The 17,103-nt window shown below is 67.2% G+C and carries 19 protein-coding genes; 7 read left to right on the top strand and 12 right to left on the bottom strand.

Translation table 11 applies throughout. The features are described from left to right. Nucleotides 1-45: 45 nt before the first annotated feature. A complete protein-coding gene (locus tag J2S59_RS15440) occupies nucleotides 46-894 on the bottom strand; it encodes a hypothetical protein (protein WP_306825470.1) in 849 nt (282 codons plus the stop codon). Between J2S59_RS15440 and J2S59_RS15435 the strand changes: the two genes are divergently transcribed. Further along, nucleotides 832-1,485, top strand: coding sequence for a cation diffusion facilitator family transporter (locus J2S59_RS15435; RefSeq protein WP_306825464.1), 654 nt, complete (start codon nucleotides 832-834; stop codon nucleotides 1,483-1,485). The genes J2S59_RS15440 and J2S59_RS15435 overlap by 63 nt on opposite strands. A gap of 44 nt (nucleotides 1,486-1,529) precedes the next feature. Here the strand turns inward: J2S59_RS15435 and ccsB are convergent, their stop codons facing one another. The 4 genes from ccsB to J2S59_RS15415 are packed head-to-tail and all read right to left on the bottom strand — an operon-like array spanning nucleotide 1,530 to nucleotide 5,422. Then, on the bottom strand, nucleotides 1,530-2,555 hold the full coding sequence (ccsB, locus tag J2S59_RS15430; protein ID WP_068118902.1) for a c-type cytochrome biogenesis protein CcsB: 1,026 nt from the start codon (nucleotides 2,553-2,555) through the stop codon (nucleotides 1,530-1,532). Further along, nucleotides 2,552-4,204 (bottom strand): cytochrome c biogenesis protein ResB, encoded by a 1,653-nt coding sequence (gene resB, locus J2S59_RS15425; RefSeq protein WP_068118905.1) that lies wholly within the window; start codon nucleotides 4,202-4,204, stop codon nucleotides 2,552-2,554. The genes ccsB and resB overlap by 4 nt, the downstream gene beginning before the upstream one ends. An 8-nt stretch (nucleotides 4,205-4,212) precedes the next feature. Continuing rightward, complete coding sequence (locus J2S59_RS15420) at nucleotides 4,213-4,971, bottom strand: cytochrome c biogenesis CcdA family protein (protein ID WP_068118908.1); 759 nt, start codon at nucleotides 4,969-4,971, stop codon at nucleotides 4,213-4,215. Beyond that, the gene (locus J2S59_RS15415) at nucleotides 4,964-5,422 is read right to left on the bottom strand and encodes a TlpA disulfide reductase family protein (RefSeq protein ID WP_246360193.1); all 459 of its coding nucleotides are present in this window, start codon (nucleotides 5,420-5,422) and stop codon (nucleotides 4,964-4,966) included. Before J2S59_RS15415 ends, J2S59_RS15420 begins: the two co-directional genes overlap by 8 nt. A 478-nt stretch (nucleotides 5,423-5,900) precedes the next feature. Between J2S59_RS15415 and J2S59_RS20370 the strand changes: the two genes are divergently transcribed. Next, on the top strand, nucleotides 5,901-6,581 hold the full coding sequence (locus J2S59_RS20370; RefSeq protein ID WP_370871544.1) for a M15 family metallopeptidase: 681 nt from the start codon (nucleotides 5,901-5,903) through the stop codon (nucleotides 6,579-6,581). A 5-nt stretch (nucleotides 6,582-6,586) separates the two neighbouring features. Here J2S59_RS20370 and J2S59_RS15410 read toward each other — a convergent pair whose 3' ends face one another. From J2S59_RS15410 to J2S59_RS15400, 3 genes are all read right to left on the bottom strand, one after another. After that, a complete protein-coding gene (locus J2S59_RS15410; protein ID WP_068117796.1) occupies nucleotides 6,587-7,612 on the bottom strand; it encodes a M56 family metallopeptidase in 1,026 nt (341 codons plus the stop codon). After that, entirely contained in the window at nucleotides 7,609-7,965 is a 357-nt protein-coding gene (locus J2S59_RS15405) for a BlaI/MecI/CopY family transcriptional regulator (RefSeq protein WP_438361587.1), read from the bottom strand. Before J2S59_RS15405 ends, J2S59_RS15410 begins: the two co-directional genes overlap by 4 nt. Nucleotides 7,966-8,176: 211 nt before the next feature. After that, nucleotides 8,177-9,010 carry a DUF3152 domain-containing protein gene (locus tag J2S59_RS15400; protein WP_306825267.1) on the bottom strand — a complete coding sequence of 278 codons (834 nt, stop codon included), beginning with the start codon at nucleotides 9,008-9,010 and terminating at the stop codon, nucleotides 8,177-8,179. A gap of 416 nt (nucleotides 9,011-9,426) precedes the next feature. On the opposite strand from J2S59_RS15400, the gene J2S59_RS15395 reads away from it, so the two are divergent. Next, the gene (locus J2S59_RS15395; RefSeq protein WP_181642530.1) at nucleotides 9,427-10,005 is read left to right on the top strand and encodes a DUF411 domain-containing protein; all 579 of its coding nucleotides are present in this window, start codon (nucleotides 9,427-9,429) and stop codon (nucleotides 10,003-10,005) included. A gap of 6 nt (nucleotides 10,006-10,011) precedes the next feature. Here the strand turns inward: J2S59_RS15395 and J2S59_RS15390 are convergent, their stop codons facing one another. Further along, the gene (locus J2S59_RS15390) at nucleotides 10,012-11,124 is read right to left on the bottom strand and encodes a sensor histidine kinase (RefSeq protein WP_068124252.1); all 1,113 of its coding nucleotides are present in this window, start codon (nucleotides 11,122-11,124) and stop codon (nucleotides 10,012-10,014) included. Further along, nucleotides 11,121-11,846, bottom strand: a complete 726-nt coding sequence (locus tag J2S59_RS15385) for a response regulator (RefSeq protein WP_068124270.1) — start codon at nucleotides 11,844-11,846, stop codon at nucleotides 11,121-11,123. The genes J2S59_RS15390 and J2S59_RS15385 overlap by 4 nt, the downstream gene beginning before the upstream one ends. A gap of 140 nt (nucleotides 11,847-11,986) precedes the next feature. Between J2S59_RS15385 and J2S59_RS15380 the strand changes: the two genes are divergently transcribed. The 3 genes from J2S59_RS15380 to J2S59_RS15370 all read left to right on the top strand — a co-directional run bounded on the left by J2S59_RS15380 (nucleotide 11,987) and on the right by J2S59_RS15370 (nucleotide 14,432). After that, nucleotides 11,987-12,223 (top strand): SHOCT domain-containing protein, encoded by a 237-nt coding sequence (locus tag J2S59_RS15380; RefSeq protein ID WP_068124255.1) that lies wholly within the window; start codon nucleotides 11,987-11,989, stop codon nucleotides 12,221-12,223. Between the two features lie 120 nt (nucleotides 12,224-12,343). Beyond that, nucleotides 12,344-13,762 carry a multicopper oxidase family protein gene (locus tag J2S59_RS15375; protein WP_306825266.1) on the top strand — a complete coding sequence of 473 codons (1,419 nt, stop codon included), beginning with the start codon at nucleotides 12,344-12,346 and terminating at the stop codon, nucleotides 13,760-13,762. A gap of 58 nt (nucleotides 13,763-13,820) precedes the next feature. After that, nucleotides 13,821-14,432, top strand: coding sequence for a DUF305 domain-containing protein (locus tag J2S59_RS15370; RefSeq protein ID WP_068124259.1), 612 nt, complete (start codon nucleotides 13,821-13,823; stop codon nucleotides 14,430-14,432). Nucleotides 14,433-14,531: 99 nt separating this feature from the next. Here the strand turns inward: J2S59_RS15370 and J2S59_RS15365 are convergent, their stop codons facing one another. Together J2S59_RS15365 and J2S59_RS15360 are read right to left on the bottom strand one after the other, a co-directional pair. Beyond that, complete coding sequence (locus J2S59_RS15365; protein ID WP_068124260.1) at nucleotides 14,532-14,807, bottom strand: heavy-metal-associated domain-containing protein; 276 nt, start codon at nucleotides 14,805-14,807, stop codon at nucleotides 14,532-14,534. A 32-nt stretch (nucleotides 14,808-14,839) separates the two neighbouring features. Further along, a complete protein-coding gene (locus J2S59_RS15360) occupies nucleotides 14,840-16,816 on the bottom strand; it encodes a heavy metal translocating P-type ATPase (protein WP_220138595.1) in 1,977 nt (658 codons plus the stop codon). A gap of 6 nt (nucleotides 16,817-16,822) precedes the next feature. On the opposite strand from J2S59_RS15360, the gene J2S59_RS15355 reads away from it, so the two are divergent. Then, nucleotides 16,823-17,065: a hypothetical protein gene (locus J2S59_RS15355; RefSeq protein ID WP_220138596.1), complete on the top strand. Its 243-nt coding sequence runs from the start codon at nucleotides 16,823-16,825 to the stop codon at nucleotides 17,063-17,065. The last annotated feature ends 38 nt before the right edge of the window (nucleotides 17,066-17,103 follow it).

Here is a 17,103-nt window from a genome sequence, read left to right as displayed (position 1 = left end):
CGCCGGGACCACCTTGCGTCGCTAGGCACTTGCTTCAGCGCGAGCTCACGGTCGGGCGACAGCGGGCGGCGCGGCGCCGAGCTTGGTCGATGCGGGCGGCCGGGTGTTGCGGATGCCGCGTGCTCGTGGGCGGACCGGGCTGTTCAGGCGTGCGGTGAGCCAGTTGCGTCGGTGGTGGAGTCGGTGGCCGTAGCGGCCGAGCACGGCCGGGTTCTCCAGGAGCGCGGCGTCGAGGACCGCGATGGCCTGGTGCAGGTGTTGGCGGTTGCGGCGCTGGTGCGGGGTGGCGTCGTTGACGGTCATCGAGGCGAGCAGTTCGGCGAGGCGTGGGGTTCGGCAGCCGTCGTCCCATACCTTTCGCAGGATGGCCAGGGCCCACTCGCGGTGGCCGTAGTCGCGTCGGTGCGCGGCGACCAGGGCGGCGCCGTGTCCGGCGGCGTCCAAGTAGCCGGCGCGACGCAACCGCTGGTAGAGACCCTCGGGTGGGCGGCCGCGTCGGCCGTGTCCTGGCTCGAAGCCGGGGAGGAACCGGTCTGCTCCGGCCGTCCGGACTTGCCGGGTCGGGCCGCTGGTGTCGAAGAGGAACGCTTCGACGGCGTGCCGGGCGACTTCGACGAACCGGCAGGTGCCGGCGTTGTGGATGCAGCGGCCGCACCGGCGGGTGGTGTAGCGCCGGTCGGTGGCGCAGGGTCCCCACTCCTCGAGCAGCGGCAGCAGCTCGGTGGTGAGGACTTGCTCGGCGAGGACCGGGTCTTCGCAGCGGCGCAGGGCGACGCCGAGACCGCCCAGGACGCGTCCGGTGATGCGACGGTCCAGGTCGCCGCTGGTGAGCTGCTCGAGCGCCCAGGACACCACCCAGCGTGCTCGGCGGGTGTCGATGATGCCGTCCTCCATCCGCCAGCCGAGCTGTTCGCAGCCGCGGTCGAGGCAGACCGCGAGCGCCCGCTGACGGCCAACCTGGTTGCACTCGCCATTCTGTCTTCCGGTCGCGCCGCGAACTTCAACATGCGCGCGGCGTTCCTGGAGGTGCTCAACGATGCCCTCGGCTCGGTCGGCGTGATGGTCGCCGCTGTCGTCATCGCCACGACCGGCTGCCAGCGCGCCGACACCATCGCCGGGCTGTTCATCGCGGCTCTGATCCTTCCCCGTGCCTTGAGGTTGTTCGGCGAAACCGTCCGGGTTCTCATGGAGTTCACGCCCAAGGACGTCGATCTCGACGAGGTACGCCGACACATCATGGAGCTGGACCATGTCCGCGACGTGCACGACCTGCATGCCTCGATGATCGGAACAGGATTGCCGGTGATCTCCGCGCATGTGGTCATCGACGACGGGTGCTTCGAGTCCGGTCATGCCCCACAGATCCTGGAGCAGATCCGCGACTGCGTGAAGGAACACTTCCCGGTCTCCTTCGACCACGCCACCATTCAGCTGGAGACCGCCGCCCTGCGCGATCAGGAGGCCGCCGCCGCGGGACACGCCTGACCGTCTGGCGGGTCGAGTTGGGTCGTCAGCCGTGTCGTTCGGTCTCAGGCGGTGACACCGGACGACACCGCTGTCGCCACCACGTCGAGGGCGTAGGCGTGCTGGCTGGTGTCGCCGAAGAAGTAGTTGATGCCAATGAAGTTGAACCACAGCGTCACCAGGCCGACCAGGCACAGGATCGCGGCGTGCCGGCCCTTCCAGCCGCGGGTGGCGCGGGCGTGGAGGTAGGCGGCGAAGACGACCCAGGTGATGAAGGACCAGACCTCTTTGGGGTCCCAGCCCCAGTAGCGGCCCCAGGCGTTCTCGGCCCAGATTGGTCCGGCGATGAGGACGCCGAAGGTCCACACGGGGAAGGCGAAGGCGGTGACGCGGTAGGCGAGCCGGTCGAGCGCGGGCAGCGACGGGACGCGGTCGAGGTAGCCGCCGGGGCGGACCTTGCCCTTGCGGCTGCGGCTCTCCTTGATCAGGTAGATGATCGAGGCCATGCCGGCGACGGTGAACGCGCCGGTGGCGAGGATGGCGGCGAAGACGTGGATGATCAGCCACGGCGACTGCAGCGAGGGCATCACTGGTGCGGCCGGGATGTAGAGGATGCGTACGGCGGCGAGCAGCACGACCCAGGTGAAGCCGACCATCACCGGGCCGAGCCAGGCGAGCTGAAACTTCCTGTGCAGGGCGAGATAGATGACGACCGCGACGAGGGTGGCCGTGATCGTGAACTCGTACATGTTGCTCCACGGCACGCGCACCGGGTCGGCACCGAGCCCGCGGGTGACGACCCCTACGAGATGGACGACGGCGGCGAACGCCGTGAGCGCGACGCCGAGCCGCGCCCAGAACGCGACCTTCGGGTGCTCGTCAGCGTGGCCGGTGGCGTCGGTGGGGTTCGGGCCGCCGGTGCGCACCAGCACGTCACCCTCGGCCGCCGTGCCCTCTGCTGCTGCCTCGGCCGGGACGACGGCGCGCAAGCGCGACCACTCGACCAGGTGCGCCAGCAGCGCGGCGAAGTAGATGACCCCGGCGACGGTGATCGCCTGATTGCTCAACACTGCGAAGTCGGCGTTGTTCATTGCTTCTCCTCGGTCTGGGTCCCGGCAAGCTGGCGTGCCAAGTCGTCGACGGCTTCGGCGAGCCGTCCGGGGTCATCACTGCTGCCCGAGCGATCGAGGCCGGCCACCTCGACCAGCGTGCGGGGTCCCGCGTCGCCGTCCCCCTGGTGGTCTCCGCGCCTTTCGCTGGTGACCTCTCGGAGGCGTACCCAGACGCGGCGCGGACGGATGAACAGCGACAGCATCAGCCCCAGCAGCGCCAGGACGACGCCGCCGAGCGCCACGAAGGTTCCTGGGGTGTGGGCGGTCTGCAGCTTGACCCATCGGCTCAGGCCGGCGAATTCCACCGTGCCGAGCCCGTCAGGGAGGTCGGCGACCTGGCCAGGCGAGAGGTCGATCCGGGTCGGCTTGCCGTCGTCGCCCGTGACCTGCTCCAGTGCGTCCTTGCGGAGCGTGTAGACCGACTGCGAGCCCTCGGAGAGACCGAGGTCGCCGGCGTAGACGAGCATCGAGATCAGCGGGTTCGCGGCGTCCGGGTAGACGGTCATCGGGTCTCCGTCGACCATCGCGAACGTCGGGTAGAAGAACCCCTCGAGTCCAATCTGCTCGGGCTCAGCCGACGGCACCTTGACGACGCCGAACGATCGGAAGCTCGGGTCTTCAGGGAGAAAGACGGTGGGTCCGGAGTAGGCGACCTCGCCCTCACCGTCGCGCACGGTGATGTGCGGTGCGTAGCCGTGCCCGACGAGGTAGACGTCGCCACCGTCGAGGCGCAGCGGATGGTTGACCGCAAGGGCGTAATCGGTCGGCTCGTCGCCGGGTGAGTTTCGGTAGGTCACGCGGGCGGTGAAGTCCTGCGGGAGACCGCGCTGCTCGCCCTCGATGATGAAGTCGACGTCGAAGTCGTTGACGGTGAAGGAGTACGGCGCGAGTTCTTCGGGGTCGAAGAAGGCGCCGGGGATGAAGTCGTCGTACTGCGTGAGGACGTTGGAGAACCCGTTGCCGGTCACGATGATCATGCCGCCCTTGTAGCCGAAGAGCGAGCCCGCGGCGACGCCGACCAGCACGACGAGCACGGCCAGGTGGAAGACCAGGTTGCCGGCCTCACGCAGGTAACCGCGCTCGGCGCTGACGAACTGATCGCCATCCTCGCCTGGGAAGTGCTCGACGCGGTAGCGGCGGGCTTTCAAGGTCGCGGCGGCACGCGCCAGCACCTCCTCGGCGGAGGCTTCGTCAGCGAGGGCGTGCGAGGCCGAGATCGGCATCCGCGAGAGATTGCGCGGAGCCTTGGGCGGGCGGGCTTTGAGCGCGCGCCAGTAGACCTTCGTACGCGGCAGGATGCAGCCGACCAGGGAGGTCATCAGCAGGAGGTAGATGGCGCTGAACCACGGTGAGCTGTAGACGTTGAAGAGGCCGAGGGCGTCGAAGACCGGGGCGAGCTGCGGGTGATCGTCGCGGTACTGCAGTGCCTTGAACGAGTCGACGTCGTCCTGCGGGATCAGGCTGCCGGGCACGGCGGCGACGGCAAGCAGCAGAAGCAGCAGCAGCGCCGTGCGCATCGAGGTGAGTTGGCGCCAGGCCCAACGTGCGAGTTCGCGCGGACCCAGGCCCGGTGGAGGGGGCGCCGGGGCATCGGGGTCATAGGTGCGCTCGCGCGCCACGTTGCTCATCGTGGTCCTCAGATCGCTACCGAGAACCCGGAGTACCAGGTGGTGAGCTGGTAGACCCACCGGTCCCACAGGCCGCTGACCAGCAGCAGCCCGACGATCACCAACATCGCCCCACCCGCACGGGTGAGCCACACCTGGTGGCGCCGAACCCACCGGACGGTGCCGAGCATCCGCCGGAACGCCAGTGCAGCGACGATGAACGGCAAGCCGAGGCCGACGGCGTACACCAGGCTGAGGATGGCGCCGCGCAGTGCGCTGGCCTCGTTCATTGCGAGCGCGTTGACCGCGGCGAGGGTGGGGCCGATGCAGGGGGTCCAGCCCAGGCCGAACAACACGCCAAGCATGGGCGCGGCGGCCACGCCGACCGCCGGCACCCGGTGAATCCGCATGTCGCGTTGGAGGAAGGGGATCGCTCCGGCGAAGGCGAGGCCGACCAGGATCGTGAGTCCGCCGAGGACGATCGAGATCTGGCGGCGGTATTCGAACAGCCACGCCCCGAACGCTCCCGAGATCGCACCGAAGGCGACGAAGACCGCGGCGAACCCGAGCACGAACAGCAGGCTGCCAGCGAGCATCCGGCCCCGCCTGCCCCCGTCGTACGCCTTCTCGAGGTCGGCGCCGGTGAGGCCGGTGGTGTAGGAGAGATAGCCCGGCAGCAGGGGCACGACGCACGGGCTGAAGAAGGAGACGAGTCCGGCGAGCAAAGCGATGGGCAGCGCCAGCAGTAGCGAGCCGGAGAAGACCGTCTCGGAGAACACCTCACCCATCGGCTAGGACGTCCTCGACCAGACCGACCAGAGTGGAGGCGGTCACCTCGCCGAGCACCCGGGCGGCGATCCGCCCCTCACGGTCGATCACCAGCGTGCTCGGGATCGCGCTCGGCGGAATCGCGCCGCGAAAGGCCAGCAGTACCTCGCCAGCAGGGTCGTAGATGCTGTCGTAGGGAATCTCGTGCTTGCGCTCGAAGGCCAGCGCCGGGTCCTGCGACAGGTCGCGGGTGTTGATGCCGAGGAAGGTGACGTCCTCTCCCTCCAACTCGGCGGCAGCCTCCACCAGGTGGGGCGCCTCGCGGATGCAAGGCCCGCACCACGAGCCCCAGACGTTGAGCACGACCACCTGCCCGGCGAAGTCGCCGAGCGCGACCTGCTCCCCGTCGAGGGTCTCGCCGGCGACGTCCCCGCGGGGAGCGATCCGGTCGTCGACCGCCGCGCGGCTCACCGCGCCGTTCGCGGAAACGAATCCCTGCTCGCCAGACTGGAACTCGGCTCCTCCGGAACAACCGGAAAGCCACAGGACGGCGATCAGAGCGCCACTGATGAAGGTCAAGCTTCTCCAGGCTCTCATCGCGCTGGACCACCGACCATGCAGCTGTCGGCCCGGGCAGCAAGAGTGCGCAAGGGTTCTCCTGTTCAAGGGGACTACTATGCGACATAGTAGGACACGGCCCAGCGGGCCGCGCGTGAGCCACGATTCCGGTTGTGTAGACGTGTTGGCCGACCGCGGAGATGGCAGAGTCGTTCCCAGAGCGGCGGTGAGGAGCTGGTAGTTGCGAGGCGCGCCGAAGCATCGTGCGGCCGTGAGTGCGCGCCGCAGCCCTGACGATCAACAGGCCCGTCACCGTGCGCAGAAAGTGAGTAGGCGTCAATCCATACCCAATGCGCTGAGCGCGGCCTCCGTGAGTGCCGGCTTGGTGGTCATGGGCATCGCAGTGTCGTTCGCGAGCCCTCAGGGCCTAGCAGATTCTTCGCCCACCGCCGCACCCGCCGAGTCGCCGCCAACCCCCGGAGCCCCCAAAGCGATCCTGGAAGCGGCAGAGCCGACTCCGTCGCAGCCGCTCGCTGGTGACGCTGCGCTCGATCGACGTCGTGAACGGGTCAGCCGCGGCGGGGGGCGTTCGCAGATCTCGAAGAGTGAGCCGGCGCAGCCAGCTCCCGATGCAGATCCGGACTGGTTGCGGACATGCCGTTCGGCGCCTGCGGACGGTGGCAGCGCTAACGGTCGAATCCCCGACGAAAACCTGTGTGAGGTGGACGCCGGCCCTCTCCACTTGCGCAGTGACGCTGCAGCGGCGTTCTGGCGCCTCGCTGAGGCTTATGAGACGCGATTCGGCAGTGAGCTGTGTGTCACTGACGGGTATCGGAGTTTGGTGGATCAGGAACGTCTGTATGCGGCGAAGCCAGGGCTGGCGGCACGTCCGGGAACGAGCAACCACGGGTGGGGGATCGCGGTCGACCTCTGCGGGGGAGTCGAGTCATTCGACACGGAACAGCACATTTGGCTGGCGGAGACCGCGCGAGATTTCGGCTGGTCGAATCCGGAGTGGGCGCAGGCGACTGGCTCGAAACCCGAGCCGTGGCACTGGGAGTACGGCGACTGACAGCATTAGGTGGCCAGCAGAGCGCTATGAGCGGGGGCTTCGGATCCGTGGGCGGTGAGGGGTGCCTGTCCTGGCCGTTCGCAGCAATGATGCGAGAACGCACCCGTTGGGAAGATCGCTAGCGCAGCCGGAGCCACGCCGATGGCGGCGATGGCAGCCATGACCAGGGCGGCACCACTGCGTCGCAGCGGAACCTGCGGCCGCACCAGTCTCCCTACACGGATCGAGGCAGCGGGGCGGGCGGCACTCAGCGAAGCCGCTGGCTCGATGCGCGTTCCACCTCCTGCCAAGCGGTAGATGGCGCCCGCGAGTTCCGGCCGGTCTTGCGGAGCTATGGCGTCATCGGCATGCAATTCCACCAGTTCCGCAATCTGCTCACGGACTGCCCTGAAGAAGGGAAACCAAGGCAGGGCGTCGGCCAGGGAACGTGACCGAAGGACCAAGCGATCATGTCGCGATCTGAGGTGCGCGCGCTCATGTCGCAACACGAGGCGCAGTTGCTTGCTCGTGAGTGCTTCGCGAGCTCCCGTCGTCACGACGATCGCGTCCGCTCCGCTACCGAGTCGGGATTTCGGTAGGCAGTAGACCGCTGTCGCCTGGTGATCGATCGAATACACGCCGCCGGCGTCGGGCCGGGCGACAAGTGCCAGCCTGGCCAGGTGGTCCCGACGTGAGCGGCGCGCGCTGCGATGGTTGCTCCACAGTGCAGCCTGCAGGCGTAGGACCAGGAACAGGAAGAGGCCGACGCCGGCGGTGCTCAACGCTGCGCCTTCTGGCGAGGAGTAGCGCTGCTTCAAGCCCACCGCACACGCGTGAAGAACCTCGCTCATGGTCGCAGCCGCTGACATGCCCGGCAGGATCAAAGAGAGGCACGCAAGCATCAGGCAGGCGACGACAGCGCCCGACAGGGCCTGCCAAAGAGCGATGCCGAGTCGCGGTGCGCGGCGTGGCCACGAGGCAGTGCGCAGATAGGCGTGTCCGATGAGCATGAACATGCCCGCCAGCCCGACGAACGCGAGGGTAGCGATCATGACCGAGAGCCGTCTTCGCGAGGCGTGTCATCTAATACTTGCCGCAGCGATGCCAGCGCATCTTCATCGAGGCGGTCGACGAAGTGCATCAACACCCCGCGCCGGTCGCCACCATCGGCGAGCACGTCGCCAAGGATGGAAGCCGTGTATTCCTCGCGGGTCTGCTTGGGGCTGTAAAGGTATGCCCGCCCGTTGCGGACACGTGCCAACAAGCCCTTGCTGTGAAGGTTGTCCATCACGGTCATCACGGTGGTGTAGGCGAACGAGCGCTCGGTACTGATCTGCGCCTGGACCTGGCGGACCGATTGCGGCTCGGGGGTAGCCCAGACGCACTGCATCACGGCAGCTTCCAACGGACCCATTGTCTGTTCTCCAGTTCTACGAACCCGCATCGTACCTATTGGCAGCTCTCTCATTGGCGACGGTGGGCTCGCCCTACCGCATAGGGCACGTCGAGGAGGTCGACCGCGCAGGACCTGGGCCGAGTTGACCCCTTCAGAGACCTCGCGGAGCTCCTGGCGCCTACCGGTCGTGGCAGTCCGAGAGCTGCGCCAAGGGGACGGCTCAGTGGCCGACAAGGTCGACACGAGCTGGCCAAGGGTTCGCGACGCAGCCGCCCAACCCCTTCGTTTGTTGCAGCATCACTGGAGCCAATTCACCTCGGGCGGGACAGCCCACATGCCCGTACCCGAGGGCATGGCCGGTCTCGTGATTGACCACGTACCGCCGGTAGGACTCCAACTGGCCTCCGTAACTGTCGGCACCGTACTGCCACCGCCATCCGTTGATGACGACGTCGCTGCCGTTGCGACACGAAAGGCGCCCACCAGTGTCCAAGGGCGCACACAGGGAGTCAGCGGTCGCGGGGCTGGCAATAACGATGCGCAGGTCGGATTCGCCATCGACGCGAGAAAGGGCATGCTTGGCCGCCCAACTGCGGTCGTCGGCCAGCGTCGCCTCGACGAATGAGCCCACCTCGTCGACGTCGAAGGGCAGTCCGCGCTCAACCTCGACCCGGTAGGTTGTCTTGCCTGCCGTGGGTCTCTCGGCTGCCCGTGCCGTGCGGAAGGTGCCTGGGCCCCGCTCAGGGACCACCGGGGGCGTGGTCGCCGGGACGCTCGGTGCCGGGCTGAGCCTCGGGCGTCTTGCGATCTCCCCTTGAGGGGCAGCGGTCTCGGGGACGACAGAGGCTGAAGCCTCTGATGAACCAATGCTCGCCGTATCTGGGGTCGGAGCCGAAGTCGGTCGGGGATCGCGGTCGGCGACAATCACCGTGCCGGCGATCGACAACGACGCTGCCACAGCTGCGATGAGCCACGCTTTGCGACCCGTTCGCGCCGGCACGGCGGCTCGGTGAGTGCCAGATCGCTGCCGTCGGGCGGTCCTAGGTTTGCTCATGTCGCTACCCGTACACGAGTCTTGTTCTCGCTGTTCACGTCGCCGAGTGCAAGCTTCCCGCCCTTGACGGTGGGCCGTCCCTGAGAGTTGGGCGTGCCGGCGGCTGCCCGGGGGAAGTCTGCGCCGACGGCACGCCCGCTTTTGGGGCGAATTCGACTCAGTTGCCGAACGCCTTGATGAACAGCCGCGTCGTGGCAGTCAGGGCGACGCAGCCCGCCACTGGTAGGAGGTCATGTGAGCCGGTAGCGCTTCGGGCGCTGATAACACCGCTCTTGTGTGCGTCGCGTGGGCTCATATTCGAAGTGTTGCCCGTGCTCATGAAGCGTTCGGCCAGGTTCGATGAAGGTCTGATCAAGGTCGTTAGCGGTGAGGGCTCCCCGTGCGGCGGTGGCTGCGAAGCTGCCTACGCTCAGTTCATGAGCCACTCCGTGAGTCGTCGCGCGTTAATGGGCCTGTTCGGGGTGGGAGCAATCGCCCTCGTGACGGGGTGTGGCCGGGAGCCTGACTCCTCAACCCTCGGTGCCGACGCGACGTCGCCAACGCCGCCCACCGCTGTGCCGGAGAACGTTGAGAAGTACGGCGTGGATCCGGCTCTCCTGGCGTTCACCGTGTTCAAGGACCCCTCGTGTGGGTGCTGCGGGGGATGGGTGGAGCATGCGGAACAGAACGGCTTCTCGATTGCGATCGAGCATCCTGAGGTCTTAGGCAACGTGTTTTCCGAGCACGACATCGCGGTGGATCTTCAGTCGTGTCATCTGGCGTTGAATGCAGCCGGCACCGTGTTCGTCGGGCACGTCCCGGTGAGGTTCATCTTGGAGTACCTGAAGAATCCGCCTGCCGGCTCCCGTGGGCTGACGGTTCCGGCGATGCCGGTGGGCACGCCCGGGATGGAGATGGGGAAGGAGTTCGAGCCCTACGAGGTTCTCATCCTCACCTCGAGCGGTCCCCCCGAGGTCTTTGCGAGGGTGACCAGCGCATCGCAACAGAACGTGTAACCGAGCTCAGATCTGCGGCAACGCAAAGGTGACCTTGGCCCCCTCGCCGGCACCGGCGCTCTCGACCCGGATCCGTCCTTGATGGGCCTCGACGATTGCCTTGCTGATGGTGAGTCCGATCCCTGACCGGTGCCCGGTGTGGTGACGTGCGCTGTCTCCGCGGTAGAACCGTTCGAAGACGTGGTTCAGCTGCTCGGCCGGGATGCCGTCGCCGTGGTCGGACACGGAGATTTCGACCGTCGGGCCGGTGACCTGCGCCGACAGGGTGACGCTCTGGCCCGAATGGCTGTGCCGCAGGGCGTTGTCAAGGAGGTTGGTGAGGACCTGCCCAAGTCGACGGTCATCCGCACGGACTGAGCAGGTGCTTGACGGTCCGGTCACCACCAGGTCGACGCCGGCCTTTTCGTACGAGCTGTGGCTGGCGCTGACTGCGGATTCCAGCAGTGCGCCTACGTCGACTTCTTCGCAGTCGAGGGCGATGCGGCCTTCCTCGGCTGCGGACACATCGGCAACGTCGGTAGCGAGCATGCTTAGCCGGGCCACTTGGTCGTGGAGGACTTCGCGGGTCTCCTCGTCCCATTGGCGGACGCCGTCATCGACGGACTCCAGGTACGCACGCACGGTGCTGAGGGGCGTCCTCATCTCATGGCCCAGGTCACTGAGCAGTCGACGCCGGGTGTCCTCGGTGTGCTCGAGTTGTTCAGCCATGGTGTTGAAGGCGGTGACCACGGCGTCGAGTTCCGGCCCCGCGGCTGTCGCGGGTAGGCGTACGTCGTAGTGGCCTCCGGCCATGTCGCCGGCGGCCTCGGCCAGATCGCTGAGCGGGTCCTGAATGCGTCGGGCGAGGTACAAGCTCACGGCCAACGAACACGCGATGGCGACGACGACGGCGAAACCAAACGCAACCAGGTTGGCCTCTCGGTAGGCCATCTCGATGTGGATCATCTCGGGTGAGTTCTCGACATGCCCACTCTCGAGGAGGTGGGCGTGGAACAGCGGCGGCCCGACGACAGCCGCTACAGCCGCCGCCGTGCCGATGCTCGCAATCAACACGAGCGCTTGGGCGGACAGGAGACGCGTGCCGATGGTGCGCCCCGCCGCCCGAGCCTGCCGACTCATCCTCTGCCCAATCGGTAGCCCACACCGCGAACGGTCTCGATGAACCGAGGCGTGGTGGGGTCATCATCCAGCTTCCGGCGGATGTGTCCGACGTGGACATCGATGACATGTTCGTCGCCTATCCAGGATGCGCCCCACACCGACTGCAGGATCTGCAGGCGCCGAAACGCAACGCGGGGTTGCGCGGCCAGTGCAGCAAGAACGTCGAACTCGGTGCGGGTGAGGTCGATGACCACCCCATCGAGCAACACCTCCCGGATGTGGAGGTCAATGCTCAGAGGGCCAACTCGTACCGGGTCAGGAAGATCCGGTGTCGAAGCTGGGACAGCGGCACGCGGGCGCCGCATCAGCACCTGGACCCGGGCGACGAGTTCACGTGGGCTGAAGGGCTTGGTCATGTAGTCGTCAGCGCCGACCGAGAGTCCGATGAGCTTGTCCACCTCGTCGCTGCGAGCGGTCAGCATGAGGACGTAGCAGTCCGACCGGGTGCGGATCTGACGGCAGACCTCGACACCGTCCAGACCCGGCAACCCCAGATCCAGGATGACCACGGCGGGATCCTGCGCAGCCATGGCGACGGCATCGGGCCCGGTGTGCGCCAGCCGGACCGAAAAGCCCGCGGCCTCGATGTACGACGCCACGACCCGCGCAAGGGCCTCCTCATCGTCGACGATCAAGACGTCCCCAGCAGTGGTCGCAGTAGCTGCAGGCGGGTGGGTCATGAGGCCAGTCTCCCGTATGAGCCGAAGCAAGCCACGACGCAGGTCAGCAACCTTGATCGGATCTTCGTCAAACGGTGACCACTGCATCAGACACCAGGGAGACAGTGGAGTCAGGCGCGTGGGAAAGAAAGGAACCCAGGATGTGGAGCGATAGCTACGGGATGGGCTGGCTGATGTGGCTGGTGATGATCCTGGGACTTGCCGGCGTGTGGACGCTGGTAGCCCTGGTGGTGCGGCACTCCTTCAGCGGAAGGCGCCCTGACGCATTCCCGCCACGGCCCAGTGCCTTGGCTGAACTGGACACACGCCTGGCGCGCGGTGACATCAACACGGAGGACTACGCGACCGCACGCCGCCTCATCAGCGATGGGCACTGACGTCCGTCTGGCCCAGATCCTCCCAGGAGACGTTCATCTGTGAATGCCCGACCCAGCCTCCCGCAGCCCATGGCGTCCCGGAGGTCATTGCTGCTCGGCGGACTCGCCACCGTCGGCACGATGGCCCTCTCGGCGTGCTCGAAGAGCCCGAGTCCGGCGTCGAGTCCGATCGGACCGGCGCCCACCCTGAATCCTGCGCCGGGACAGAACGTGGTCACCAAGTCGCTCGTCGCCAAGCCCACGACGCTTGACCTGGGTGGGGTCATGGTGGACACGTGGGCCTACGGGGACGCAGCTCCCGGGCCCCTGCTGCGTGCCACGGCAGGCGACATGCTGCGCATCACCTTGGACAACCAGCTGCCCGAAGACACCACGATTCACTGGCATGGCATCCGGCTGCGTAACGTTGCCGACGGCGTCCCCGGACAGACACAAGACCCGGTCAGACCGGGTGCTGCCTACACCTACGAGTTCACCGCGCCTGACCCAGGCACCTACTTCTTCCACCCTCACGTTGGCGTGCAACTCGATCGCGGTCTCTACGCCCCGCTGATCATCGACGACCCGTCCGAACCCGGTCGCTACGACGCCGAATGGGTCGTGGTGCTCGATGACTGGATCGACGGCACCGGCACCACTCCCGACGAGGTGTTCACCGACCTCACCGGCGGTCAAGGCGCCGGCATGCATCACGGGAACATGGGCGGCATGGATCACGGCTCGGGTGGCATGGCCATGAGTGGCAAGCTGCCGTTCGGCGATGCTGGCGACGTCGTCTACCCCCACTATCTGATCAACGGCCGTACCCCGGCTGATCCCGACGTGTTGCGGGCCAAGCCTGGTCAACGTGTCCGGATCAGGATGATCAATGCCGGCGCAGACACCATCTTCGCCGTGGCTCTCGGTGGTCACCGGATGACCGTGACTGCCACGGACGGGTGGGCTGTGGAGCCGGTGACGACAGATGCCCTCTACATCGGGATGGGGGAGCGGTACGACGTCGAGGTCACCCTGGGTGACGGAGTCTTTCCGCTTGTGGCGGCACCTTTCGGGAAGGCGGGTCGAGCGCGCGCGCTCATCCGCACCGGCCCGGGCCAGGCACCCGCAGTAGATGCGAGCCTGGCCGAGCTCGACGGGCGGGTGCTGTTCGGCACCGAGCTCCGGCCCACGGAATCCTCACGCCTGGATCCCAAGGACCCTGACGACCACCAGATGCTCCACCTCGCCGGCCAGATGCAGCCCTACGTCTGGACCATCAACGGCAAGCCATTCGGGAAGAACAGCCCGCTGTCCCTCACCCGAGGCACCCGAACCCGGCTACAGATGATGAACATGACCATGATGACCCACCCCATGCACCTGCACGGCCACACATTCGCCCTGCCCAACGGCCTGCGCGAGGACACCGTTCTCATCCCACCAATGCGCACCATCGATGTCGACTTCGACGCAGATAACCCCGGTGACTGGATGGCGCACTGCCACAACATCTACCACGCCGAGGCAGGAATGATGATCGCCCTCAATTACGCGACATAGCCGGCCGCACCTCAACCGCGTGCACCGCCCATCGGCCAGATCCAATGAGGAGAAACCCATGATCAAGAAGCTCATTGCGCTGCTCATCGCGCTCACCACCGCGTTCGGACTCGCGGCATGCGGCAACGGCACCGACAACGACAGTTCCAGCGGCTCCTCTTCGGAGATCGCCGAGGACGAAGACTTCAACCAGGCCGACGTCGACTTCGCCACCGAGATGATTCAGCACCACGCCCAGGCGCTGAGCATGGTCGACCTCATCGAAGGCAAGGACGTGTCGCCCGAACTGGCAACTCTCGCCGAGCAGATCCGCATGGCCCAAGGTCCCGAGATCGAAACTCTCGCCGGCTGGCTCCGAGACTGGTCCCAACCGATTCCCGAGACGACGCGCGACCACGCGAACGCACACGGCGACGGTGGCATGGAGATGGACTCCGACATGCCCGGGATGATGAGTGCCGAGGACATGGACTCCCTTGAGTCCGCCGAGGGTGCGGAGTTCGAGCGGATGTGGCTGGAGATGATGATCGAGCACCACGAGGGCGCGGTCGAGATGGCCGAAACCGAGAAGGAGGACGGCAAGTTCCCGGACGCCGTCGAACTGGCCGACACGATCATCACCGGCCAAGCCGCCGAGATCGACGAGATGAAGTCGATGCTCGGTTCCTGACACTGCTCCGTCAAACGAACGCTGGCGATCGGACCGTTGAGGTCCGATCGCCAGCGTTTCGTTGACACGGCGGTGCCATGCTCGGGACGGGTGGCCGGCTCAGCCCATCCCGTAGCCGGCGGCGCTGACAGCGGCGGCGATAGCCTCGCGCGGGACCGCGCTGGGGGCGTGGACAGTGAGCGTTGATCTGGCCACATCGACCTCGGCGCGGTCGACTCCCTCAACGTTCGTGACCGCATCGGTGACGTTGCCGGCGCACCCGCCGCAGGTCACGCCGGTGAGGGTGAACTCCTCGGACCAGGTCTGAGCGGCCTCAGGCGTGCTGATGTCGATGGTCTGCGTTCCGGCGGTGGAGCAGTTGCAGGAGGTGCACATGGTGCGTCCTTTCGGTGGGTTCGACCCGAGGGTCAGGCGTTGCTGGGCTGGTTGGTCGGCGCGAGACGTGCGGGGGCAAGGTCCAGTCGTCGCAGGAGTTGTGCGTTGAGCGCGACGACCACGGTGGAGGCGGACATCAGGATCGCTCCTACCGACATCGGCAGCACGAACCCGATCGGCGCCAGGACCCCGGCCGCGAGCGGGACCGCGGCGAGGTTGTAGCCCGCGCCCCACGCCAGGTTCTGGATGCTCTTGCGGTAGGTCGCCTTGGACAGCTCGATGATCGACAGGACCGCGCGGGGGTCGTCGGAAGCCAGGATGATCCCGGCGGACCCGATCGCGACGTCGGTGCCTGCCCCGATCGCGATGCCGACGTCCGCCTGGGCGAGAGCCGGTGCATCGTTGACGCCGTCGCCGACCATCGCGACCGCACGTCCTTCCTGCTGGAGCTGGGCGACCTTGGATGCCTTGTCCTCGGGACGCACGCCGGCGTACACCCGGTCGATGCCGAGCTCGGCGGCGACGGTGTTGGCCACCGCCTCGGCGTCGCCCGTGATCATGACGACCTCGATGCCACGCTCGTGTAGGGCGTTGATCGCGGCGCGCGACTCTTCGCGGATCTCGTCGGCGAGACTCAGGCCGCCAACGACGGCGCCGTCCACCACCACGTGGAGGATGATCGCGCCGTGCTCGCGCCAGGTATCTGCGATGGGTAGCTCGGCGACACCCTCGCGGGCCAGGAGTGCAGGACCGCCGACGTGCACGGTCTTCCCGTCCACGACCGCAGTGACGCCCTCAGCGGGGTGCGAGGAGAAGTCGCTGGACGGAGGCAGCGCCAGCCCCTTCTTCTCGGCCGCGCGGACGATGGCTTGGGCCAACGGGTGCTCGGAGTCTGCTTCGGCGGCTGCGGCCAGGCGCAGCACCTCATCGGCGTCCAGGGTGGTGTCGGTGGACAATTCGATGGCGGTGACGGTCGGCTGACCCTTGGTCAGCGTGCCGGTCTTGTCGAACAGGACGCTGTCGACGGTGCGCATGGATTCCATCGCGAGGCGGTCCTTGACCAGTACGCCGGCCCGAGCCGCGCGCTCGGTCGAGATCGAGATGACCAGAGGGATCGCCAGGCCGAGTGCGTGGGGGCAGGCGATGACCAGCACGGTGATGGTGCGGACGAGGCCGTCCTCGGGCAGCCCAATGAGCGACCAGACGGCGAAGGTGACCACGGCGGAGCCCAGTGCGTACCAGAACAGCCACCCTGCCGCCTGGTCGGCTAAACGCTGGGCACGCGAGGAAGATGCCTGTGCGTCCGCGACGAGTTTTTGAATTCCGGCCAGCGCGGTCTGGTCACCCACGGCGGTGACTTCGACCCGCAGACCCGAGTCGGTGGCGATGGTGCCGGCCACGACGGTGGCGCCGGTCTCTCGGCGTACGGGCAGGGACTCGCCGGTGATCATCGACTCGTCCATCGAGGCCGAGCCGCTGACCACGCGCCCGTCGGCTGCCACGCTGCCGCCCGGGCGGACCACGATGACGTCGCCGACGCGCAGATCGGTGGGGGAGACCACGACGATCTCCTCGCCCTCGACCCTCTCGGCCTCGTCGGGCAACAGTGTTGCCAGGGAGTCGAGGGCGGACGTCGTACGCACCAACGAGCGCATCTCGATCCAGTGGCCCAAGAGCATGATCACCACGAGCAGTGCCAGTTCCCACCAGAACTCGAGGTCGTGGGGGAGCAGGCCGAGTCGCGCGCCCCAGGAGGCCACGGAGGCGACCGTGATGGCGAGGGCGACCAGCAGCATCATGCCGGGCTGGCGCGAGCGGATCTCGGAGACCGCGCCGGTCAGGAAGGGGCGCCCGAACCAGGCGTAGAGGATGGTGCCGAGGATGGCCGGCACCCACGCCAGGCCGGGGATGTCTGGCAGTTCGTAGCCGATCAGGTGGGCGAACATCTGCGACAGCACGACCGTCGGGATGGCCAGGACCAGTGAGCCCCAGAACAGGCGACGGAACATCCCGACGTGGTCGCCGTGCCCTCCGTGCCCGCCATGGCTGTCGTGCCCGCCGTGGCTCGCGTGATCACCATGCCCGTCGTGATTCACGGGGGCCCCGTGATCCGCGTGCTCATCGTGCGCAGTGTCGCCGTGGCCGTGGTGATCGTGATGGTGGGGGGTGGTCATCGTCATGGCCTTCCGTTGACCCGCTTGGTTTTGACCACCGCAACCATACCCCCTGGGGGTATATTCCCGGAGCTGGGGATCTGACGAATGCAGCGGTGGGTCAGGAGTCTGCCGCGACGGGG

This window comes from Nocardioides massiliensis (genome assembly GCF_030811215.1).
Taxonomy (GTDB): Bacteria; Actinomycetota; Actinomycetes; order Propionibacteriales; family Nocardioidaceae; genus Nocardioides_A; species Nocardioides_A massiliensis.
The sequence above is the reverse complement of the archived record's forward strand: the minus strand, read 5'-3'. Positions and strand labels throughout refer to the sequence as shown.